Source organism: Microbacterium rhizophilum (assembly GCF_039605615.1).
Taxonomy (GTDB): Bacteria; Actinomycetota; Actinomycetes; order Actinomycetales; family Microbacteriaceae; genus Microbacterium; species Microbacterium rhizophilus.
This window is the reverse complement of the sequence record NZ_JBCNUN010000003.1, coordinates 154,796-176,492: the sequence shown is the minus strand read 5'-3', so window position 1 is coordinate 176,492 and position 21,697 is coordinate 154,796. Positions and strand designations below refer to the sequence as shown.

At 70.8% G+C, this 21,697-nt stretch carries 23 protein-coding genes; 14 read left to right on the top strand and 9 right to left on the bottom strand.

The window, feature by feature from the left end; translation table 11 throughout:
- The first annotated feature begins 70 nt into the window (after nucleotides 1–70).
- The 6 genes from AAD528_RS07445 to AAD528_RS07420 all read left to right on the top strand — a co-directional run bounded on the left by AAD528_RS07445 (nucleotide 71) and on the right by AAD528_RS07420 (nucleotide 7,281).
- A complete protein-coding gene (locus tag AAD528_RS07445) occupies nucleotides 71–1,267 on the top strand; it encodes an ATP-binding protein (RefSeq protein ID WP_345751439.1) in 1,197 nt (398 codons plus the stop codon).
- Nucleotides 1,260–1,934 carry a LuxR C-terminal-related transcriptional regulator gene (locus AAD528_RS07440; protein ID WP_345751438.1) on the top strand — a complete coding sequence of 225 codons (675 nt, stop codon included), beginning with the start codon at nucleotides 1,260–1,262 and terminating at the stop codon, nucleotides 1,932–1,934. The genes AAD528_RS07445 and AAD528_RS07440 overlap by 8 nt, the downstream gene beginning before the upstream one ends.
- 50 nt (nucleotides 1,935–1,984) lie before the next feature.
- Nucleotides 1,985–2,887 carry an alpha/beta fold hydrolase gene (locus AAD528_RS07435; RefSeq protein ID WP_345751437.1) on the top strand — a complete coding sequence of 301 codons (903 nt, stop codon included), beginning with the start codon at nucleotides 1,985–1,987 and terminating at the stop codon, nucleotides 2,885–2,887.
- Nucleotides 2,888–2,890: 3 nt separating this feature from the next.
- Nucleotides 2,891–3,664: a glycosyltransferase family 2 protein gene (locus AAD528_RS07430; RefSeq protein ID WP_345751436.1), complete on the top strand. Its 774-nt coding sequence runs from the start codon at nucleotides 2,891–2,893 to the stop codon at nucleotides 3,662–3,664.
- Nucleotides 3,665–3,668: 4 nt separating this feature from the next.
- Entirely contained in the window at nucleotides 3,669–5,717 is a 2,049-nt protein-coding gene (locus AAD528_RS07425; protein ID WP_345751435.1) for an NAD(+) synthase, read from the top strand.
- A 100-nt stretch (nucleotides 5,718–5,817) separates the two neighbouring features.
- Complete coding sequence (locus tag AAD528_RS07420) at nucleotides 5,818–7,281, top strand: lipase maturation factor family protein (protein WP_345751434.1); 1,464 nt, start codon at nucleotides 5,818–5,820, stop codon at nucleotides 7,279–7,281.
- A 16-nt stretch (nucleotides 7,282–7,297) separates the two neighbouring features.
- On the opposite strand, the gene AAD528_RS07415 is transcribed toward AAD528_RS07420, so the two are convergent.
- The 5 genes from AAD528_RS07415 to AAD528_RS07395 form a co-directional block, all read right to left on the bottom strand.
- Nucleotides 7,298–7,924 (bottom strand): nucleoside deaminase, encoded by a 627-nt coding sequence (locus AAD528_RS07415; protein WP_345751433.1) that lies wholly within the window; start codon nucleotides 7,922–7,924, stop codon nucleotides 7,298–7,300.
- A gap of 5 nt (nucleotides 7,925–7,929) precedes the next feature.
- Nucleotides 7,930–8,112, bottom strand: coding sequence for a hypothetical protein (locus tag AAD528_RS07410; RefSeq protein WP_345751432.1), 183 nt, complete (start codon nucleotides 8,110–8,112; stop codon nucleotides 7,930–7,932).
- Nucleotides 8,113–8,213: 101 nt separating this feature from the next.
- Nucleotides 8,214–8,408, bottom strand: coding sequence for a YkvA family protein (locus tag AAD528_RS07405; protein ID WP_345751431.1), 195 nt, complete (start codon nucleotides 8,406–8,408; stop codon nucleotides 8,214–8,216).
- 14 nt (nucleotides 8,409–8,422) lie between these two features.
- Entirely contained in the window at nucleotides 8,423–11,419 is a 2,997-nt protein-coding gene (locus AAD528_RS07400; RefSeq protein WP_345751430.1) for an AAA family ATPase, read from the bottom strand.
- Complete coding sequence (locus AAD528_RS07395; protein ID WP_345751429.1) at nucleotides 11,416–12,603, bottom strand: exonuclease SbcCD subunit D; 1,188 nt, start codon at nucleotides 12,601–12,603, stop codon at nucleotides 11,416–11,418. Before AAD528_RS07395 ends, AAD528_RS07400 begins: the two co-directional genes overlap by 4 nt.
- 98 nt (nucleotides 12,604–12,701) lie before the next feature.
- Between AAD528_RS07395 and AAD528_RS07390 the strand changes: the two genes are divergently transcribed.
- From AAD528_RS07390 to AAD528_RS07380, 3 genes are all read left to right on the top strand, one after another.
- Nucleotides 12,702–13,103, top strand: a complete 402-nt coding sequence (locus AAD528_RS07390) for a (deoxy)nucleoside triphosphate pyrophosphohydrolase (RefSeq protein WP_345751428.1) — start codon at nucleotides 12,702–12,704, stop codon at nucleotides 13,101–13,103.
- 9 nt (nucleotides 13,104–13,112) lie between these two features.
- Complete coding sequence (locus tag AAD528_RS07385; protein WP_345751427.1) at nucleotides 13,113–14,075, top strand: SRA domain-containing endonuclease; 963 nt, start codon at nucleotides 13,113–13,115, stop codon at nucleotides 14,073–14,075.
- A gap of 195 nt (nucleotides 14,076–14,270) precedes the next feature.
- The gene (locus AAD528_RS07380) at nucleotides 14,271–14,951 is read left to right on the top strand and encodes a nuclease-related domain-containing protein (RefSeq protein ID WP_345751426.1); all 681 of its coding nucleotides are present in this window, start codon (nucleotides 14,271–14,273) and stop codon (nucleotides 14,949–14,951) included.
- Here the strand turns inward: AAD528_RS07380 and AAD528_RS07375 are convergent.
- A complete protein-coding gene (locus tag AAD528_RS07375) occupies nucleotides 14,939–15,337 on the bottom strand; it encodes a PNPOx family protein (RefSeq protein ID WP_345751425.1) in 399 nt (132 codons plus the stop codon). The genes AAD528_RS07380 and AAD528_RS07375 overlap by 13 nt on opposite strands.
- A 106-nt stretch (nucleotides 15,338–15,443) precedes the next feature.
- Between AAD528_RS07375 and AAD528_RS07370 the strand changes: the two genes are divergently transcribed.
- Nucleotides 15,444–16,193 carry an alpha/beta fold hydrolase gene (locus AAD528_RS07370; RefSeq protein ID WP_345751424.1) on the top strand — a complete coding sequence of 250 codons (750 nt, stop codon included), beginning with the start codon at nucleotides 15,444–15,446 and terminating at the stop codon, nucleotides 16,191–16,193.
- Here the strand turns inward: AAD528_RS07370 and AAD528_RS07365 are convergent.
- Nucleotides 16,190–16,618, bottom strand: coding sequence for a pyrimidine dimer DNA glycosylase/endonuclease V (locus AAD528_RS07365; protein ID WP_345751423.1), 429 nt, complete (start codon nucleotides 16,616–16,618; stop codon nucleotides 16,190–16,192). The genes AAD528_RS07370 and AAD528_RS07365 overlap by 4 nt on opposite strands.
- 77 nt (nucleotides 16,619–16,695) lie before the next feature.
- Here AAD528_RS07365 and AAD528_RS07360 point away from each other — a divergent pair, with 77 nt between their 5' ends.
- Both AAD528_RS07360 and AAD528_RS07355 read left to right on the top strand, forming a co-directional pair.
- Nucleotides 16,696–17,232: a hypothetical protein gene (locus AAD528_RS07360; RefSeq protein ID WP_345751422.1), complete on the top strand. Its 537-nt coding sequence runs from the start codon at nucleotides 16,696–16,698 to the stop codon at nucleotides 17,230–17,232.
- On the top strand, nucleotides 17,226–18,107 hold the full coding sequence (locus AAD528_RS07355) for a hypothetical protein (protein WP_345751421.1): 882 nt from the start codon (nucleotides 17,226–17,228) through the stop codon (nucleotides 18,105–18,107). Before AAD528_RS07360 ends, AAD528_RS07355 begins: the two co-directional genes overlap by 7 nt.
- Here AAD528_RS07355 and AAD528_RS07350 read toward each other — a convergent pair.
- A complete protein-coding gene (locus AAD528_RS07350) occupies nucleotides 18,104–19,075 on the bottom strand; it encodes an SDR family oxidoreductase (RefSeq protein WP_345751420.1) in 972 nt (323 codons plus the stop codon). The two genes, AAD528_RS07355 and AAD528_RS07350, sit on opposite strands and share 4 nt — an antisense overlap.
- 109 nt (nucleotides 19,076–19,184) lie before the next feature.
- Between AAD528_RS07350 and AAD528_RS07345 the strand changes: the two genes are divergently transcribed.
- Complete coding sequence (locus AAD528_RS07345; protein ID WP_345751419.1) at nucleotides 19,185–20,642, top strand: HNH endonuclease signature motif containing protein; 1,458 nt, start codon at nucleotides 19,185–19,187, stop codon at nucleotides 20,640–20,642.
- A gap of 24 nt (nucleotides 20,643–20,666) precedes the next feature.
- Here AAD528_RS07345 and AAD528_RS07340 read toward each other — a convergent pair whose 3' ends face one another.
- Complete coding sequence (locus tag AAD528_RS07340; RefSeq protein ID WP_345751418.1) at nucleotides 20,667–20,966, bottom strand: GNAT family N-acetyltransferase; 300 nt, start codon at nucleotides 20,964–20,966, stop codon at nucleotides 20,667–20,669.
- 103 nt (nucleotides 20,967–21,069) lie between these two features.
- Here AAD528_RS07340 and AAD528_RS07335 point away from each other — a divergent pair, with 103 nt between their 5' ends.
- Nucleotides 21,070–21,696 carry a hypothetical protein gene (locus AAD528_RS07335; protein ID WP_345751417.1) on the top strand — a complete coding sequence of 209 codons (627 nt, stop codon included), beginning with the start codon at nucleotides 21,070–21,072 and terminating at the stop codon, nucleotides 21,694–21,696.
- Nucleotide 21,697 lies beyond the last annotated feature (1 nt).

The window sequence follows — 21,697 nt, the reverse complement described above, 5'->3', positions numbered from 1 at the left end:
TATGAGGGACATCCCTGATCCCACCCTCAATCGCGCTCGCGGCGGCGGAGCGCGGTGGTTACATGAACGCATGACGGTTCTCTCGAGCGCGACGCGCGCGCCATCCGGTCCGCTGGTGCGGCCGCGTGAAGCGGTGCTGTCCGGCGTGAGCGCCGGCGTCGCTCGGCATCTCGGCTGGCCGGCGGGCACCGTGCGCGCCCTGTTCGTCGCCACGACCGCGATCTGGGGCGCCGGGGCGCTCCTCTATCTCTGGCTGTGGGCGCTCGCGCCGCTGGAGCCGGGCGCAGCCCGCGTCACGCGACGGGTTCCCGTGGCGGCGACGCTGCTCGGCGCCGCCGCGATCCTGCTGTTCCTGTCGATCGGTCGCTATCACAACGGCACGCTCCCCGGCTGGGTCCCGCCCGCCACGATGATCCCGGTCTACCTCGCCGTCGCGCTGGCGCTCGCGGCCGGCATCTGGTCGGCCGTCATCGACCGCCGGGATCCCGCCCGCGGGGCGTCGCACGACGTGAGCGTCCGGATCGTCGCGACCGCGCTCGCCCTCGGCGCCGTGCCGATCTTCCTGAGCGCCGCGGGCAACGGCACCTGGACCTTCCAGACGCTCATGCTCGGCAGCGCCCTCGCCGCCATGATCTGCGCCGCCGCGGTGTGGACGCCGAACCTCGTCGCGCGCCTGCGCGAGCTCCAGACCGCCCGCGTGCGCGCGATCCGCGACGAGCACCGCGCCGAGATGGCCGCGCACCTGCACGACTCCGTGCTGCAGACGCTCGCGCTGATCCAGAACCGCGCGGGAGCGTCGAGCGAGGCCGGCCGCCTCGCCCGCGCGCAGGAGCGCGAGCTGCGCGCGTGGCTGTACGACGGAGACACCCCGGCCGACAGCGACCTCGCGACCGACCTGCGCGACTACGGCTCGGCGCTCGAGCTGGACTACGAGGTCGTGATGTCGGTCGTGTCGGCGGGCACGTCGACCGAGCGCGCGAGCGGCGAGGTCGCCGCGGCGGCGCGCGAGGCGATGCTGAACGCCGCGCGTCACGCGGGCGGCGAGGTGTCGGTCTACATCGAGGGCGCGCCCGGATCCGTCGACGTATACGTGCGCGACCGCGGGCCCGGCTTCGATCCGCAGGAGGTCCCGGCGGATCGCCTGGGCGTGCGCGAGTCGATCATCGGCCGGATGCGGCGGATCGGCGGATCCGCGACGGTCTCGTCCGGCGCGGGCGCGGTCGGCACCGAGGTGCACATCCGCTTCCCGGGAGGCGCGCGTGGCTGATCCCTCGTCTTCCGACCTCAGGGTCGTGATCGTCGACGACCACTCGATCTTCCGCTCCGGCCTGCGCCACGACCTCGACCGAGGGATCGAGGTGGTGGGCGAGGCCGCGGACGTGGCGGAGGCCGTGGCCGTGATCGTCGAGCGGCAGCCGGACGTCGTGCTGCTCGACGTCCACCTGCCGGGCGCCGAGGGCGAGGCCACGGGCGGCGAGGCCGTGCTGCGCCGCGCGGCACCGCTCTCCCCCGCCACGCGCTTCCTCGCGCTGAGCGTCTCGGACGCCGCCGCCGACGTCGTGAGCGTGATCCGCGCCGGCGCTCGCGGCTACATCACGAAGGGCGCGTCCGGATCCGAGGTGTCGCGCGCCGTGCGCACGGTCGCGGAGGGCGACGCGGTCTTCTCGCCGCGCCTGGCCGGCTTCGTGATCGATGCGTTCGGCGCCGCCGCGGGCGAGACCGCCGCGACCGATGACGAGCTCGACCGCCTCTCGGCCCGCGAGCAGGAGGTCATGCGCCTAATTGCCCGCGGCTACGCATACAAGGAGGTCGCGACCGACCTCTTCATCTCGATCAAGACGGTCGAGTCGCACGTCTCGGCCGTGCTGCGCAAGCTGCAGCTGTCCTCGCGCCACGAGCTCACCGCCTGGGCCTCCGCCCGCCGCCTGCTGTAGCGGCACGGGTCGCAGCCCCCAGAGGCCCGCACCGGGCCTAGCATCGTGCCGTGACGTCCCTCGCGTGGCAGGCACCCGGGAGCCGTCGCCCGCGCGCGGACGCGGCCGCACGCGACGCCGCGATCGGCGACATCGACTGGACCGTTCCCGCTCCCGGCTCCGTCTCCTCCTTCTTCCCGGCACCCAGCGGTGAGCTCGCAGTCGTCTCGCTCGGCGATCGAGCCCTCCCGCGCGTGGTCCTCGTCCCGGGCGTCACGGGCTCGAAGGAGGACTTCGTGCTGATGCTGCCCCTGCTCGCCGAGGCCGGCTTCCACGTGCAGTCGCTGGATCTCGCCGGGCAGTATCAGTCGCACGCTGCGGGACCGGATCCGGGACAGCCGTTCACGTACGACCTCTTCGCGCGCGACCTCATCGCATTCCTGCAGACGGGACCGCCCGCACACCTGCTCGGCTACTCGTTCGCGGGCCTCGTCGCGCAGCTCGTCACGGTCGAGCGACCGGACCTGGTGCGGTCGCTCGCGCTGCTGTCGACGCCGCCGCTTCCGGGCAACGGCTTCCGCGGCATGAAGTGGCTCGGCCCGGTGACGCCGTTCGCGTCCGGGCCCGTCGGGGCCGCGCTGATGATCTGGGGCATCATGACCAACCGGAACCGCGTGCCACCGGGCCGCCTCGAGTTCGTGAGGTCGCGATTCGCGCTCACCGACCGCCGCAGCGTCGAGGACGTCGTCGCGCTCATGAAGCGCGCGCCCGACCTGCGCGCGCCGTTGCGGCCCCTCGAGATCCCCAAGCTGGTGGCGGCGGGCACCCGCGACCTGTGGCCGGCGCGCCTGCACGGCCGTCTTGCGGACGCGATCGGCGCCGAGCTGCGCGTCTATCGCACCGGTCACAGCCCGAGCGAGACCGCACCGCATCAGCTGACGGCCGACCTGCTCGACCTCTACGCCCGCGCCTGACGCATGCGCATCTCGGTCGTGATCCCCGTCCGCGATGACGCGCTCCTGCTCGGGGCGTGCCTCGCGGCGCTCGCGGCGCAGACGCGCGCGCCGGATGAGGTGATCGTCGTGGACAACGGATCCAGCGACGACAGCGGCGCCCTCGCGACCGCGGCGGGGGCGCGCGTGGTGACGGAGCCGATCCGGGGCATCCCCCGTGCGGCCGCGGCCGGGTACGACGCGGCGGCGGGCGATGTGATCGCGCGGATCGACGCGGATTCCGTGTGTCCGCCGGACTGGCTGGCGCGCGTGGAGACGGCGTTCGCGGAAGATCCGGATCTGGATTTCCTCACGGGTGACGGGCGCTTCTACGGCGCCGGGCCGCTCGTGCGATGGGTGGCCGAGCACTGGTACATCGGGCTGATGTACGCCGTGCTGACACCCGTGCTGGGCCACTCGCCGCTGTTCGGGTCGAACCTCGCCATGCGCGCGGGCGCGTGGCACGAGCTCTCGCCCGAGGTGCACCGCGAGGCCACGGACATCCACGACGACTTCGACCTGTCGCTGCACGTGCGGCCGTGGATGACCGTCCGCCACGATCGCGGTCTCGTCGTCGGCGTCTCGGCCCGACCGTTCGAGAACTGGCCCGCGCTGCGACGCCGCCTGTCGTGGGTGATCCCGACGCTGCGTCTCCACTGGCCCCGTCGACGCCCGGATCGCGGATCGCCGCCCCGCCGCCGCCAGCGTCCGGCCCCCACGTCAACCCCGTTGGACGCCCCGGGCCGCGTGCCAGACTGAGTGCGTGAGCGACTTCGCCAACGCATACCGCCACGGGTTCGCGCGCGTCGCGGCGTGCACGATCCCGCTGTCCATCGCCGATCCGGCCACGAACGCGCAGCACGTGCTCGACAGCGCACGCGAGTGCCACGACGAGGCCGTCGCGGTCGCGGTGTTCCCCGAGCTGTGCCTGTCGGGCTACGCGATCGACGACCTGGTGATGCAGGATGCGCTGCTCGACGCGGTCGACGAGGCGATCGCACGCATCGCGCGGGAGTCCGCGGAGCTGCTGCCCGTGCTCGTGGTGGGAGCCCCGCTCGCGCACCGCAACCGGATCTACAACTGCGCCGTCGTCATCCACCGCGGCCGGATCCTCGGCGTGGCGCCGAAGTCGTACCTGCCGACGTATCGCGAGTTCTACGAGCGCCGCTGGTACGCGCCCGGCGACGACCAGCGCGGCACGATCGCCGTGGCCGGCACCGAGGTGCCCTTCGGGCCCGACCTGCTGTTCGAGGCGACCGACGTGCCGGGCCTCGTGGTGCACGCCGAGGTGTGCGAGGACGTCTGGGTGCCGATCCCGCCGTCCGCGGCCGCGGCGCTGGCGGGCGCGACCGTCCTGCTGAACCTCTCCGGCAGCCCCATCACGATCGCGCGCGCCGAGGACCGCAAGGATCTCTGCAAGTCGCAGTCGCTGCGCTGCCTCGCCGCGTACGTCTATGCCGCCGCGGGCATGGGCGAGTCGACCAACGACCTGTCGTGGGACGGCCAGACCATGATCTACGAGGGCGGCAACCTGCTCGCCGAGACCGAGCGCTTTCCCGACGGGCCGCGCCGCTCGGTCGCGGACGTCGACCTCGATCACCTGCGGCAGGACCGGATCCGGCAGGGCACGTTCGACGACAACCGTCGCACGGTGGATCCGCAGTTCCGTACGATCTCCTTCGAGCTCGAGGCGCCGACCGGCGACATCGGCCTGAAGCGCCACCTCGACCGGTTCCCGTTCGTGCCGGACGACCCGGCCCGACTGGCGCAGGACTGCTACGAGGCGTTCAACATCCAGGTCGCGGGGCTCATGCAGCGCATGCGCGCGATCGGCGATCCGAAGCCCGTGATCGGCGTGAGCGGCGGCCTCGACTCGACCCACGCCCTGCTGGTGATCGCCCGCGCGATGGATCGGATGGGCCGGCCGCGCAGCGACATCCTCGCGTACACGATGCCCGGGTTCGCGACCAGCGACCACACGAAGTCGAACGCGATCCGCCTGGCCGAGTCGGTCGGCGCGTCGATCGAGACCATCGACATCCGCCCCGCCGCGACCGAGATGCTGAAGCAGCTGGGCCACCCGGCCGGCAAGGGCGAGCCCGTGTACGACGTCACGTTCGAGAACGTGCAGGCCGGCATGCGCACGGACTACCTCTTCCGGCTCGCGAACCACCACGGCGGCATCGTCGTCGGCACGTCCGACCTGTCCGAGCTGTCGCTGGGCTGGGCGACGTACGGCGTGGGTGACCACATGAGCCACTACGCCGTGAACTCCGGCGTGCCGAAGACGCTCATGCAGCACCTGATCCGCTGGGTCGTCGCCGAGGGCGAGGCGCAGGGCGTCTCCCCCGAGGAGGCCGAGGTGCTGCAGTCGGTGCTCGACACCGAGATCAGCCCCGAGCTCGTGCCCGTGGGTCAGGACGGCGTGGCGCAGTCGACCGAGTCGACCATCGGCCCGTACGCGCTGCACGACTTCTCGCTGCACCACGTCCTGCGGTTCGGCTACCGCCCCTCGAAGATCGCATTCCTCGCGATGCATGCGTGGTCGGATCCCGAGGCGGGCGAGTGGCCGGCGGGGTTCCCGGCGGACGCGCACTACGGCTACGACCTCGAGACGATCGTGAAGTGGGAGAAGGTGTTCCTGAAGCGGTTCTTCGGCTTCGCGCAGTTCAAGCGCTCGGCGATCCCGAACGGTCCGAAGGTCGCCCCCTCCGGCTCGCTCTCGCCCCGCGGCGACTGGCGCGCGCCGTCGGACGGCAACGCCCGCGCCTGGCTTGCGGAGCTCGACGAGGCCCTCCCGCAGTTCGCGTGACCGCCGCGGGTTGCTGAGCGAGGCGAAGGCGAGCCCAAGCGGCTCGCACGCGCCGTCAACCCCCGCGACAGGCCCGCCGCCGCATCCCTAGCCTGACCCCATGGACGGCTTCGCGGCGCTCGACTTCCAGCTCGCGCGCGAGGTGCTGCAGCGCGGCATCGCGGCGCTGTACCTCGTCGCGTTCGTCTCGACCCTGAACCAGTTCCGCCCGCTGCTCGGCGAACGCGGGCTCCTCCCCGCCCCCGAGCTGCTCGAATGGGCGGCGTCCTCGAAGCGCGCCGCCAAGGCCGTGCGGCCGACGCTGTTCCGCTGGATCCGGTACACGGATCGCCGGCTCGTCGCGCTGTGCGTGGCGGGTATCGTCCTGTCGGTCCTGCTCGTCGCGGGCGTGCCGCAGCTCGGGCCGCCCTGGGTGCCGATGCTCTGCTTCCTCGTGCTGTGGTTCGGGTACATGTCGATCGTGTCGATCGGGCAGACCTTCTACGGCTTCGGCTGGGAGATGCTGCTGCTCGAAGCGGGGTTCCTCGCCGCGTTCCTCGGGTCGGCGCAGCAGCCGCCGACCGTGCACGTCATCGTGCTGTTCTGGTGGCTGGTGTTCCGGCTCGAGTTCGGCGCCGGGATGATCAAGATCCGCGGCGGGCGCGAGTGGCGCGACCTCACGGCGCTGACCTATCACCACGAGACCCAGCCGATGCCTGGCCCGCTCAGCCGGCGGGCGCACCTGCTGCCCCGCTGGGTGCACAAGGGCGAGGTGCTCGGCAACCACTTCGCCCAGCTGATCGTGCCGTGGCTGCTGTTCGCGCCGATCCTGGGTCTGTGGATCCCGGATCCGGTTCCGCAGCTGATCGGCGCGATCGCGGCGGCGATCCTGATCCTGTCGCAGCTGTGGCTCGTCGTGACGGGCAACTTCGCGTGGCTGAACTGGTCGACGATCGTGCTCGCCGCCGCGGCCATCGCCGTGCCGGGCGTCGGCGCGGCGACCGAGGAGATCCCGCTGTACTGGCTGGTCGTCACGCTCGTCGTCACGGCGGGGTATGTCGTGCTCAGCTGGCCGGCGGCGCGCAACCTGTTCTCGCGCAATCAGCTGATGAACGCCGCGTTCAACCGCTGGAACCTCGCCAACGCGTACGGCGCGTTCGGCACCGTGACGAAGCAGCGGATCGAGTGGATCATCCAGGGCACGTCGAGCGAGGATCCAACGCGCGCCGAGTGGCGCGAGTACGAGTTCAAGGGCAAGCCGGGCGACCAGCACCGGGTGCCGGGACAGTTCGCCCCGTATCACCTGCGGCTCGACTGGCTGATGTGGTTCCTGCCGCTGGGGCGCCACCTCGAGGACTGGTTCCGGGTGCTGATCGTGCGGCTGCTGCAGGCGGATCGCCCGACCCTGCGGATGCTGCGGACGGATCCGTTCGACGGCGAGCGTCCGCGGTGGATCCGGGTGGTCTCGTTCCGCTACCGCTTCGCGACGCCCGCGGAGCGCCGCGAGCACGGCGTCGTGTGGATGCGCGACCGTCGCCGCGTGATCCTTGATCCGGTCACGCTGCCGGACCCCACCGGTGGCTGAGCGAGTCGAAGCCGGCTCAGCCGCCGGACCGGGCGTTGTAGACCGTGACGGCGTCGCTGTCGACGGCGTCGCGGTAGGCGCGGAAGACGTCGACGGCCTCCTCGCGGCGCAGCCCCTGCACGACCCGGATGCCGCGCGCCTCGAACGCCTCGGCCCAGTCGTCGATCATCGGGCCCTCGTCGAAGGTCGTGAGCTCCTCGCACTCGGGGCCGGATCCGGCGATCACGAGCGTGCGGATGCCCGACCACATCGCGGCGCCGTAGCACTGCACGCACGGGCGCCAGTTGACGAGCAGCTCGTGCGCGGGCTGCGGACTGCCATCGGCGCGGGTGCCACCGAGGTCCCACGCGCCGAGGCGGGCCTGCGCCATGCCGATGGCGGTGACCTCCGCGTGGCCGAGGGAGATGTTCGAGGCGAGCACGACGTTGACGCCGACCGACACGATGCGCCCGGTCTCGGCCTCGGCGATGAGCGCCGCGAACGGGCCGCCGTTGCCCTCGCGCCAGTTGCGGTCGGCGAGGCGGTTGACGAGCGCCATCCGGTCGTCGAGTTCCGGGATCACGTCGGGCACGTTCGCGAGCTCGTCGCGGATCCAGGCGGGCAGCGAGACCGTGAAGCTCGTCGCGAGAGGGGGGAACTCCATGACCGTCAGTCCCTTCCCGCTCGGTCGAGGAAGCGGTGCAGGAGGACATACACGATCACCGCGACCAGCGCGACGGCGCCGAGCTTCGCGATGACCCACATGATCGAGAACAGCGCCTCGACCAGGAACCACGCGATCGCGACGGCGATCACGACGCCGAGGATCGTCCAGATCGAACCGGTCTTCATGGGGCTCAGCCTACTGAGCACGTGTTGCCGGCTTGTTGCGACGATGCCGCGCATCGGTGTTCGAGCCACGAAGCCGTCGAAACCCCGCGCGTTCCGCCGACTCAGTCCTTCGGCTTCTTCTTCCGGGCGCTCGAGAGCAGCTTCCACACGCCGAGCGCGGCGCCGACGAGGAACGTGGCGTCGTCCGCGATGCCGAGCGGCAGCAGCACGTCCGGGATGAGGTCGATCGGCGAGACGCCGTAGACGAGCGCCGCGGCGCCGAGCAGCACCGCTCCGGTGACCTTCCGCTTGTCCATGGCTCTCCTCGCTCTCAGAGCGCCGCGGCGGCGTGCTGGTGCACACCATCCTGAACCACGCGGCTCCAGCCCTGCGGGGTCTGCTCGACGCGCAACTGGGCCGGGATCTGCTCCTTCATGGCCTCGACGTGGCTGATGATGCCGACCGTGCGGCCACCCTGGCGCAGCTCATCGAGCGTGCGCATGGCGGTGTCGAGAGTCTCGGCGTCGAGCGAGCCGAAGCCCTCGTCGATGAAGAGCGTGTCGAGCCGGATGCCGCCGGCCCGGCTGGTGACGACCTCCGCCAGTCCCAGCGCGAGGGCGAGGGACGCGAGGAATGTCTCGCCGCCGGACAGCGAGTGCGCGGGGCGGGCGCGGCCGGTGAACTGGTCCATGACCTCGAGCCCGAGTCCGGACGCCGCGCCGCGAGCGGCGAGCGCGTCGGTGTGCTGGAGCCGGTAGCGGTCGGCGGACATCTCACCAAGGCGGACGTTCGCCGCCGCGACGATCTCCTCGAGCTCGGCGGCGAGCACGAAGGTCTCGAGCTTCATGCGCTTGCTGTTGTTGGCGCGACCGGCGACGGTGTCAGCGAGGCGCTTGATCTCGGCGGCCTCGGCCGCGAGCTCGGCGATCTGCGTGTGCGCGTCGTCGATGCGCCGCACCGCGTCCTCGAGCCCACGCGCTCGCTCGCTCGCGGTGGTGTGCTCCTTGACCGCGAGCGACCAGGCGGCCTTCGCGTCGTCGACCGCGGCGGCGCTCTGGGCGATGTCGACGAGCTCCTCGGGCAGCACCTCGAGCTCGAGCTCGAGCAGCGTCGACCGCGTGGCGGCGAGCGCGGTGTCGTGGTCCTGGATCCGCGCGTCCAGCGCTGCGCGCTCGGCGGCCCCGCGCAGCGCGGCGATCGCGGCGGAGGCGTCGTCGAACCCGGCCTCGTCGACGGCCACCTGCAGCGCCTCGGTGGCGTCGACGGCGGCCTTCTCGGCGCGGGCGGCCTCGCGCTGCGCCTCGGCGTACGCGCCGGCCAGGACGACCAGGCACTGCTCGGCGTCGATCCGCGCGGCGACCGAGTCCGCGTCACCGCGGGCCTCGGCGACGGCCGCGCGGTCCTTCTCCAGCGCGGCGGAGGCGGCCTGGATGCGCGCGTCGAGGTCGCTGCGCTCGGCGATGACGGTGGCGCGCTCGGCGTCGTGACGCTGCTCCTCGGCGTCGAGCGCTGTGCGCTCGGCCGTGAGCCGCTCCTTCTCGGTCGCAGCGGCCTCGGCGGTCTCGAGCTCGGTGCGCGTGGCGTCGAGGGCCGCGGTGAGGTCGTCGACCGTGCGCCCGCCGGCGTCCTTCTGCGCGTCGGAGTGGGTGCGGTCGGCATCGGTGTAAGCGGCGTTGGCGGCCTCGTACGCGGCGGTCGCTTCGCGGCGCGCGGCGTCGGCGCCGTCGACGTCCTCGACCGTGACGGCGTCGTCGCCGCGCGTGGCGGGCGCGGGGTGGCTGGTGGAACCGCAGACCGCGCAGGCCTCGCCGTCGACGAGTTCGGCGGCGAGCTCGCCCGCCATGCCGGCGAACCGCCGCGCCTGCAGGTCGGCGTGGTGCGTCTCGGCCTCGGCCTTGCGGGTCTTGGCCTGCTGCAGCGCATCGAATGCGGCGCGCTGCGCCTCGGCGAGCGCCGCGACCGAGCGCGCGGCGGCCAGCTGCGTCTCGAGCACGGTCACGGACTGGGTCACCGAGTCGAGCGTCGCGGCGGCGTGCGTGGCACGGTCGAGCGCAGCCTGGATCCGCTCGCGCTCCGCGGGCAGCGCCTTCGCGCGCTCGTCCAGGTCGGTCGCGCGGCGAGCGGCATCCTGGGCCTGCTCGCGCAGGGCCACGAGGGTCTGCTCGTCGAGGTCGAGGCGGGTCTCGACCTCACGCAGCGGAAGCCACCCGCCGATGCGCTGCTGCGCCGCGCCGATGAACTCATCGAGCGCTGCTGCATCGCCGTGGGCCTGGGCGGCGTCGCCCCACGAGGCGCGGGCGTCGTCCAGCGAGTCGTTGGCGGCATTGAGCGCGACCAGCGCGCGGCCGGCGGCGTCCTTCGGGGCGCGGACGGGCTCGGCCCGCTGGGCGGCATCGCGCTCGGCGCGCAGCGCGGCGATCTCCCCCGCGCGCTCCTCGAGCCCGGCGAGGGTCTCCCGCGCGGTGTCGCGTCGCTGCTGCTTGTCGCGCTGCGCGGTGCGCTCGGAGTGCACGGCCTCGGCCGCGGTGAGCGCCCGCATCGCCTGCTGCTGGTGCGCGTCGGCCTCCTCTGCGAGGTGTCGGGCGCGCAGGGCGGCGCGGCCGATCCATCCGATCCGCTCATCGAGCGACGGATCGCCGTCAAGCGGTTCGAGGATGTCGCGGGCGGTGCCCTCGGCGTGATCGAGGCGGGCGGTCAGCGCCTGGCCCTGGCTCTCGACGCGGGCGAGGGCATCCTTGCGGCGCTCGTCGAGCGCCTTCTCGTATTCCTCGAAGCGCTTGGTGCCGAACAGGGTGCGCAGCAGCGCCTGCCGCTCGTCGTTCTTGGCGAGCAGGAAGCGGGCGAAGCGGCCCTGGGCGAGCAGGATCACCTGCAGGAACTGCTGCTGCGTGAGTCCGATGACCTCGTCGATGAGGGTCCCGACGTCCACGGGGCGCGAGGCGCGTCCGATCCACTCGCCGTCGACGCGCTCGAACATGCGCGCCTCGGCCTTCTGCGGGGTGAAGCCCTCGCCGCGCTTCTTGGGCCGGAAGAACTCGGGGCTGCGCTCGATGCGCCAGGTGCGGCCGCCGGTGGTGAACTCGAGGGCGACCTCGGTCGGGTCCTCGGGCTCGGCGTGGTCGCTGCGCAGGCGTTTGTCGCCGCCGTCCTCGTAGCGCGGGGCGGAGCCGTACAGCGCGAAGCAGATGGCGTCGAGGATGCTCGACTTGCCGGCGCCGGTGCGGCCGGAGATGAGGAAGATGCCGTCGTCGGCGTACGCGTCGAGGTCGACGGTCTGGCGCGCGCGGAACGGCCCGAACCCCTCGATCTCGACCCGGTGGATCCTCATGCCGTCACCTCCGCGGCTTCGTTCTCGGCGATCCTGCGGGTGTCGACGATCTCGCGGATGAGCTCGCTCTCGCCGCCGGTCGGCCCCTCGCCCTCGCGCACGTGGGTGAGGAAGGTGTCGATGAGCTCGACGTCGCTGACCGCCTTCTGCACGCGGGCGCGGTAGCTGAGACCGTCGTCCGCGGCGCGGCCCTGCGGGTCGGGCTGGATGGTGGCGCAGAACGGGAAGCGCTGCTGCAGGCGGCGCATCGGGTCGGACTGCGGCGTCGCGTCGGTCAGCACGGCGCAGATCCAGGAGTCGACGTGTGCGTCGTGCTCGGCGAGCGTGAGCAGCTCCTCGAGCGTGCCGCGCAGGGTGACGAGCGGGCGCGGCACGGACAGCGCGAGCCACTCGACGCGCGCGAGCCCGTCGGCGTCGAGGTCGACGAGCCACGAGCCGCGCGGCTTGTCCGCCTCGCTGAAGCTGTAGTGCAGGGGCGCGCCGCTGTACCGGATGTGGTCGGCGAGGCGGCTGCGTCCGTGGATGTGGCCGAGCGCGACATAACTCGGTCGATCAGCACCGTCGGGCCCGTCGAAGCTCGCCAGCGGGACGACGTCGAGCGATCCCTGTCGGATCTCGCGCTCCACGCCCGCGCTCGGCTCGACACCGGCGGCGAAGCAGTGCGACACGACGATCGACCGCCCGCCACGCTCCGCACGATCCGCCCCGATCAGGCCCATCGCGTGTCCGATCGCCTGCTCCTGCGTGCGCAGCTCGGCACTGGCCCACACGCTGCGGACGAGGATCGGCTCGAGGTACGGGATGCCGTAGAAGTGCACGGGTCCGTGCTCATCGGCGAGCGTCACGGGCGTGCCAACGCTCGCGGCGTCGGTGATCACATGGATCCCGTCGCGCAGCAGCGGCGCCATGAACCCGAGGCGCGCGGCGTTGTCGTGGTTGCCGCTCGTCAGGACGATCTGCGCCCCGGTGCCGCTGATCTCGCGCAGCACGTCGGTCAGCAGCGTGTAGCACGCGGCCGCGGGCGTCGCGGAGTCGAACACGTCGCCCGCGATGACCACGACGTCGACCTCGTGCTCGCGCACCTGCGCGGTCAGCTCCGCGAGCACACCGCGCAGCGCCTCGAGCGTGGAGTGCCCGTGGAAGGACCGCCCGATGTGCCAGTCAGAGGTGTGCAGGATCCGCATGCCTCCACGGTAAGGACGGGGTCGGACATTGCCGTGGAGGACCGCCGGGGAGGGGTCGGATGCTCAGCTCGCCCTAGGCTGGCCGCGAACGGAGGGTCATGGTCAAGGAGATCCACGTCGTCGGCGCGGTGATCGTCCGCGATGGGCTGGTGCTGTGCGCCAGGCGCGGACCGGATCAGTCCCTCCCCGGGATGTGGGAGTTCCCCGGCGGGAAGATCGAGGCCGACGAAACACCCGAGGACGCAGTTGTTCGCGAGATTCAGGAAGAGCTCGGCTGCAAGATCCGTGTGGATAGCCCCCTGGGAGTTCACTCGCACGAGTACCCGTTTGGGATCGTGCATCTCACTACGTTTATATGCCGTCTTCTGGCCGGCGAGCCGCGCGCGCGAGAGCACGCGGAATTACGCTGGCTCCCACGTAGCTCACTTCACACCATTCAGTGGGCCCCCGCTGACATTCCATCGCTTCTCTTGCTGAACACGCTCGCCGTATTCAGGTAGCATCGCATCGTGTCCTCGGCTCTCCCGCTCGTCATTGGTGACTACTACACAAGAAGCGACCTCGTCGTTGAATACGGTGGCGCCGTGTCCTCGGGTGGAATCGTCGCGAGCGACACATCCAACACTGTCTTTGTGTTCGCCGATCCGGAGAAGAGTAGCCAGTTCGGCTATGTGTACGACGGCTTCTCGCCCGACGGTTCCATCTTTTACTACACAGGCGCGGGCCCATCCGGGGATCAAACCACGAAGGGCGGGAACTCTTCGATTCTGACCCATGCCACGCGAAACAGAAGGTTGCACGCCTTCCACGCCGTGGGCACAGTGCCAGGCAAGCAGACACGGATTCACGAGTACATCGGCGAGTTCCACCTAGACGCGGTGACGCCCTATGAGCGTCATCCCGGGAGAGGCGAGGACGGCAAGCTCCGCACCGTACTTGTGTTCCGCTTGCGTCCGGTGGATTCGATCCCTGCGAGCGTCATGGAATCGGTTGGCCCCTCGGGAGTTCCGCGCGAGCTTCGCTCATTCGAAGTACCCAGAGAAATCAACTCAACTGAGTTCTTCGAAACTAGCAATCGTTTAGGCGGCCTATCCATCCGACGCGAGTCGACTCTGGTTGATCGCTTCATCTCGTCTCAGCGCGGTCACGAGTTCACCCGGTGGGCGATCGATATCCCAAGTGAGAGAACTCGCCTCCTCACCGATGTCTACGACAAAACCGACAAGGTCCTGTATGAAGCCAAAGCGTTCTCAAATCGCTCGGACATCCGCATGGCGGTGGGTCAGCTTTACGACTACAAGCGTCACGTCGCCGTCGATAACTTGCGGTGCTCCGTACTGCTGCCCGAGCGCCCCACGGCAGACCTGCGAGACTATCTGGAGGGAGTTGGACTCGGGCTTGTATTCCGAGACGGCGAGCAATTTCAGTTCGCTGCGCCAGCGCGGCTGACGTCGATGCCAACGAACCGATAGTAGGAGTCGTCGTCGATTCGCGTTTGCGGCAGGAACCAGCGCCATCAAGCGGCGCTAGCGATCTCGTCTTCGCACGAGTACCACTAGGGTTTCTGCGTGCCCCCGGTGTTGTCTCACTGCTCGCCAGCTGCCTCGGTCATTGCGGAGTGTCTGCGTATCCAGGGGGCAGCCTCTACACGGTCAGTCCTGTCCCGGATGTTCGGCCGCAGCCCACTGTCTACTGACACTCGCCCTTGGTATCTCGGCGCCCTCGGCGAGCTCGAAGTCGCCGGCTATCTCAGCTCCCTCGGCCCGGAGTGGCTCGTCCTGCACTCCGTACCGGTCGGCACACGCGGCAGCGATATCGACCACGTGGCCGTCGGCGCCGCGGGCGTCTTCACGATCAACAGCAAGTTCCACGAGAACGCGAAGGTGTGGGTCGGAAGCCGCCGCATTCTGGTGAACGGACAGAAGACCGAGCACCTTCGAAATTCGCGCTTCGAGGCTAAGCGCGTCCGCCAGATCTTCGCGGATCTCGGAACGGTACCGGTGACGCCGGTCTTGGCCGTCGTCGGCGCCCGCGAGATCACCATTCGTGAGCAACCCGAGGACGTTGTTGTGATGAAGGCCACGAAGATCGCGAGGTGGCTTCAGCGGCAGCCGCTCGTGCTCGACGCGCCAACGCTCACGACCTTGAAGCAGGCCGTTAGCGATGCGACCCGGTGGGGCGCCCTGCCTCTCTATGACCCCGCCGACGTCGAGCGCTTCGCGGCGCTTCAGCGCGAGGTGCACGGGGCGAAGCGCGTGCGCATGGCATGGGGTGGCGCGATCGTCGTCTCCCTCCTCGCGTTCGGTCTGCCGAACGCCATGACGTTGCTGCAGGCCTACGTCGGCTGATCCGCCTCAACCCGCAGCAACCGGAACTCCCGCCGCCTCAGCACCCGCAGCACCCACGCTGCCGGGACCCCGAACGCCCGCATCCCCTCGTCCACGCCGCAGGGCGAGACACCGGTAATCCGGTACCACTCGCCGCGCCACAGCACGCGCCCGCCGCCTGTCACGACGTTTCGGTACCAGTTGACCTGGTCCCCGTACGTCAGCTCGGCGACGAACCCGCCGTCGACCCGGGCGAGGATCAGCGGCGCCTCGAACACCCGCCCGGTCCTCCGCCCGACGTGCTCCACCAGTGAGAACGGCCCGCGCCCCGATCGCGCCGCGCGCAGAGTCAGGGGATTGAGCGTCCGATTCAGCACCCGCAGGAACCACCGCTTGAAGCCACCCATGCGCCAAGCATGGCCACCGCGGAGGTTCATTTCGACCCGCGCCGTCGTGCTCACTCGACGATCGGGGTGTCGGTCGGACTCGCGGGCGCTCCATTACGTTCTATCCATGCCCTCGGATCCGACCCACCATCCGGCGACCCCGTTCACGCACGACGGGGCGACCCTGATCTGGGAGGCGCGCGGATCCGGCGACGTCACGTTCGTGCTCGTCCACGGCATCGGCATGGGGCGGACGGTCTTCACCGGGCTCGCCGAGCTGCTTGCGCCGCACGGCCGCGTCATCGCGATCGACCTGCCCGGCTACGGCGAGGCGCCCGAGCCGCCGCGCACGCCCACGGTCGAACGGCTGGCGGACGTCGTGGCGGCGTTCCTGCGCGCGCAGGACGTGCGCGATCCGGTCCTCATCGGACACTCCATGGGCACGCAGGTGATCGTCGAGGTCTCCGCGAGACATCCGGATCCGGATGCGCGCCTCGTCCTGCTCGGGCCGACCGTCGAGGTCGGGCAGCGCCGCACGTGGATCCAGGTGCGCAAGCTCGCGCGCGACCTGATCGACGAGAGCCCCCGCGTGCTGCTCACGGGAGCGCGCGAGTACCTGCGCTCCGGCCCGCACCTGCACCAGAAGATGCGCGCGATGCTCGTCCACAGGCCCGAGCTCGCGTATCCGCGCGTGACCGGCGACGCGCTGGTGCTGCGCGGCGGGGCCGACACGGTCGCACCCCGCGAGTGGTGCGAGTTCGTCGCCTCATCGCTGCCGCGCGCCCGCTTGGAGGAGGTCCCCGGCAGCGGTCACGAGACCATGATCAAGAACCCGGATCCGGCGGCCGACCTGATCCTGGAGTGGCTCGGGCTCTAGCCTCGCTCCCAGGACGCGATCTCGCCCGGGATCTCGGTGAACAGCGGGTGCAGGATGGGCCCGCCTCGCGAGACCTCGGCATGCACGTCGGGCGATCGCTGCGCCAGCTTGCGCAGCAGATGCTGCCATTCGAACTCGATCTGGCCCGATGTGACGGGGATCTCGACCGGTCCGGCCGCGGCCGTGTCGATGCGTGTCTCGTCGAAGCGGTAGCCGCGGCGCGTGGCGTCTTCGGCGATGGTGGCGAGGTACGCGCCGATCGCCTGGGCGGGGTGCTCCTGTGCGCGGAAGCGCTCGAGCTGCGGATGCCTCGTGTAGCCGCGCGTGCGTCCGAGCAGCACCGCCTGCGCGAGCAGCGCCTCGCGCCACGCGGCGGTGAGACCCTGCCGATCGAGCAGCGACGGATGCAGGGACCACAGCCTCATGCGATCGACCCTATGGCGATGCCTGCGACTGGGGATAAATCACGCGACGGGTCGCGCTTGCGCCCTACCTTGGGGGCATGCTGTCGCGTCGTGCCCCCGCCGGTCTTGTCGCCCTGCTCGCGCTGGGGCTGGCCGGATGCGCCGCCACGCCGGCACCGGATCCGTCGCAGTCGCCTTCGCCGAGTGCGACCGGGTTCGCGAGTGAAGAGGAGGCGTTTGCGGCGGCTGAGGATCGATATCGGGCGTACAACGCAGCAGTGAACGCCTACTACTCAGGGGACAGTTCCGCGGAGCCGTTGGATTTCCTCACTGGAGGTGTTCGGGAAACCGACGCGGAGATTCGTCGACAAGCGGAAGCCGCCGGTTTGCGGTTCGAGGGCGAAACGACACTAAAGAGCATTGACCGCGGTGGCGTCACGATCACCGCCGGACTCGCAGACGTCCTGCTCAATGTCTGCGTGGACGACACGGACCTGCGGCTTATCAACGCGGATGGCAAGGACGTCACGCTTCCTGATGCACCCAAGCTGTATCTGCTGGGCATCACAATGTCCGGACGCCAGCCAGACACCATGAAGGTTGCCGAGAGCAAGCTATTGAGCGAGTCATGCTGAAGACGATCGTGGCGATCGCGGCGGCGCTCACGATCGTGCCGATATCCGCAACCGGCGCAGGTTCGTATTGCACAGCGTTCCAAATCCGCACCGGAACTTGCAGCGCAACCGCCCCGGCTGCGACCAACACCGGCGCCGGAGTCGACATCGGCGCAACGGTCGACCTCGGCAATGACAATCAAGCCACACCGGACTCTGGCCACACCCCAATCGGCTCCTACGCCCCACCCACCGGCCCAGCCCCGTACGTCCCTCCCCCGGACGAGTCCGACGCCCCGATCGTCTGCCTCGACGACACGAACACCGTCGTCGGCACGGAGTGCGCGATCGACGTCCCCGAGCCGGAGGAGACCGACCCCGAGCCCGAGGAGCCCGTCGCCCCGCCCGAGGTGGTGACGATCACCGACCTCGCGAGCTTCGTGCCGACGCCGCCGTCGGTCGCGACCGAGCCCGACGGCGTCGGTGCGAAGAACATGCCGCTCAACAGCATCTCCCGCTCGAGCGCGCAGACGATCGGCGGCGAGCTGTTCGGGTTCCCGGTCGCGGTCACTTTCACCCCGGCCGGCTTCCGGCAGGACTGGGGAGACGGCGCCGTCACCGAGTCCGGCCACGGCGGAGCGGCCTGGCAGACCCTCGGCCAGGCCGAGTTCAGCCCGACCGACACCAGCCACGCCTACGCCGAGAAGGGCACCTACACGCTGACCGTCACGGCGCTCTACACGGCCGTCGTCGACTTCGGCGAGTGGGGAACCCGCACCGTCGAGGGCGTGATCTCCGCGCCGGCGGCGGCCCGCGACATCCGGATCGTCGAGGTCCACACCGCGCTCGTCCAGCAGGACTGCATCGAGGACCCCTCCGGCGCCGGCTGCTCCTAGGCCCCGTGTCTCGCGATCAGGCGGTCGAACGCGGCATCCAGATCCGGATCCACCTTCTGGCGCGACTCGTCGGCGAGGTACCAGGCGACGATCTCACGGGCGCCCTCCGCGAACGGCGTGGTCGCGACCCATCCGGGCACGAGCTGCTTGATCCGCGTGTTGTCGAAGATCACGGAGTGCGCCTTGTCGCCGACGAGGCCCGGCCCCATCGCCGGGATCTCCCGCGCGATCGCCTCCGACGCGATGTGCACGATCTCGGGCTCGCGGCCGAGCGCCCGGCCGAGCTGCCGAGCGATCTCGTCCCACGTCAGGCTCTCGTCGCTCGTGATGTGCACGGCCTGGCCGATCGCGTGCGGGTTGCCGAACAGGCCGACGAACGCGCGCGCGAAGTCGCGGGAGTGCGTGAGCGTCCACCAGCTCGTCCCGTCGCCGTGCACCACGATCGGCCGGCCGTCCAGGATGCGCTGCAGCGCCGTCCACGCGCCCTCGATCGGGATCAGCGACTCGCCGTAGGTGTGGCTCGGGCGCACGATCGTGACCGGGAAGCCGCTCTCGCGATATGCCGCGACCAGCAGGTCCTCGCTCGCGATCTTGTCGCGCGAGTACTGCCAGAACGGGTTGCGCAGCGGCGTCGACTCGACGATCGGCAGCTGCGCGATCGGCTTCTGGTACGCCGACGCGCTCGAGATGTAGAGGTACTGCCCCACGCGCCCGTCGAAGATCCGGATGTCGTCGGCCACCTGCTGCGGCGAGAAGCTGCGGAAGTTCGCCACGACGTCGAAGGTCTCGTCGCCGATCGCGCTCGCGATGGATTCCGGATCGCCCGCGTCACCGATGATTCCCCGCACGCCGTCGGGCAGCGGGCGGTTGCCGCGGTTGAGCAGCGTCACCTCGTGCCCTCGCTCCACCGCCCGAGCGGTGACGTGAGAGCTGATGTTGCCGGTGCCGCCGATGATCAGGATGCGCATGCGCGCCACGCTATCGCGGCTTCCGAGGGTGCGGCTCACTCGAATCTCTCTTCGAAACTCGTTCCACCGAGCTCTTTCCAATGTCGTATCTACGTACTATACTGAGATCATGGACCACACACCCGACTTCGAAGATCCGCTCGACGCGGTCAGTCGAGTCGGGCTCGCCGGGTGGGAGCTGCGCGACCAGCTCGCCAGGATCGGCGGCCTCTCCGACGCGGACGTGCTCGACTTCGCCCGCGAGGTCGAGGCGAGCGGCCGCATCATCGATGCGCTGCGCGTGCGCGCCGCGGGAGAGATCGCGAAGCGCTCCCAGCGCCTCGGGGACGAGAACCTCGCCGCTCGGCACGGCTGTCGGAACGGCGCCGAGCTGGTGGAACGGCTGACGCAGGCGCCGACCGCCGAGGTGTGGCGACGCGTCCGGCTCGATGCCCGGACGTCGCCTCGCGAGTCGCTCACCGGCGAGACCATGCCTCCCCTCCTCCCCGCGCTGGCCGCGGCGGTCGACGCCGGCGGCATCGGCACCGACGCGGCAGGCCTGATCTCGGGCATGCTCCAGAGCGTGGAGCACCGCTCCGACCCCGAGGTGGCCGCCCTGGCGGAGGAGTCGCTCGTCGACCTGGCCACGGGATCCGGCACGGGTGCGCTGCCGGCGACGTTCGCCGAGCTAAAGGTGCACGTCCAGACCTGGAGCATGCTGCTGGATCAAGACGGCACACCGCCCGACCCCGAGCGCGCAGCCGCGCGGCGAGGCATCACGATCGGCCCACTGAGAGACGGCCTGCACCGCATCCACGGGGCCGGAACGCCCGAGCTCGCCGCGCAGCTGCAGCGCCTGAACGACGCCCACGGGAACCCCGCCGTCCGCTTCGGCACCGAACCGGGGCTCAAGGATCCGGATGAGCCCTGGACGGGAGACGACGTCATCCCCGACCTGCGCACCGCCGCGCAGAAGCGGCACGACGTGCTCCTGATCGCGCTCGAGGCCGCCGCGCGCAGCGAGGAGACGCCGTCCCTCGGCGGCGCCGCGCCGACGTTACTGGTGCACGTCGCGCTCGAGGACCTCGTCTCACCGACCGGGGTCGCCACGATCGACGGCATCGATACGCCCGCGCCCGCGGCGCTCGCCCACCGCATCGCATGCACGGGAGCCGTGCAGAAGGTCGTGTTCGACCGCGCCGGCAGGATCGTCCGGCTCGGCACGAAGGAGCGTCTGTTCAACCACCACCAGCGCCGGGCGATCACCGCCCGCGACGGCGGCTGCGTGATCCCGGGGTGCACGATCCCGGCCGCGTGGTGCGAGGTGCACCACGTCGAGGACCATGCCAAGGGCGGACCGACGCATACCGACAACGGAGTGCTCCTGTGCTGGTGGCACCACCACACGATCGACACTGCGGGCTGGGCGATCCGGATGAACCGCGGCGTGCCCGAGATCAAGGCCCCACCGTGGATCGATCCCCGCGGCATCTACCGCGCGGCGCCCTCGGCACTCACCCGGCGCCGAGCCCGCGGTCGAGCGCGCCCCGCGCTGCGGGTCGGATCGAACGACGCCCTGCCCGTCTGACAGCTGCCCCGGATCGGCGGCGGGTCAGCGTGCGCCGGCGCCCTCCAGGACCGCGGCGCGCTCGGGGTGCTCGGCGAACCAGTCGGCGACGTACCAGCAGACGGGCAGCACGGTGCGGTCGCCCGCGGCCTCGATGTCGGCGACGGCGCGGTCGGTGACGACGGCGGCGTACCCGTGGCCGCGGTGGACCGGGTTCGTGAACGCGCGCGTGAGCGCGACCGTCCGGCCGTTGTCGCGGTAGTCGAGCACGCTCACCAGCTCGTCGCCACGGCGCAGCTCGTAGCGCGAGGCGGTCTTGTCATTCGTGAAGCTCAACTCGGTCACGCAGAGAGATTACGTCCGTCCACAGCCCACAGGATCGCTCCGCGCTGGCGATTCGCTGTGGACGACCGGATCCGGGCCCGGGCCGAAACCTAGCGTCGGCATCATGGCGAACCTCCGGATCCCTCCCGCCCTCGTCCTGGTCGCGATCGTCTTCCTCGCGGGCTGCAGCGACGCAGCCGCGCGGCACACGGCACCGACGGAGCGCCCGCCGGCGGGACACGCGACGCCGACGGGGGATGCCGAGCCGACGATCCCGCCGGACGCGGTCGTCGTCGCGTCCGAGACCGACGCCGCACGCGACGCCTATGCCGCGTGGATCGGCGCGCAGGACGACTTCCTCACGGCCCAGTACACCGCGACCTCGCTGCGCACGCTCGCGGATCGCAGCAGCGACGAGGTGTACACCGCGCTGCAGTGGAGGCTGTCCGGCTTCACGGCGGACGGCATCGTGCAGCGCGGCCGCCATGAGATCCCCCGGTTCCGCACGCTCGATCCCAAGGATGTCGAGGTCCCCGCCGACTACGCGATGGCGATCACGCCCGCGACGGCCGACGTGGCCGCCCGCGCGTGCCTCGACGCCTCCGCCGTGGAGTACGTCGACCTCGAGGGCGCCGTCCTCGGTCGCCCGACCGCCCTCCAGGAGATCGACCTGCTGTTCACCGCCGACGGCCCGGGCGGCGCTCTGGTCGTCGCCTATGCCGGATCCGCCGGCGGAGAGGCGTGCGGATGAC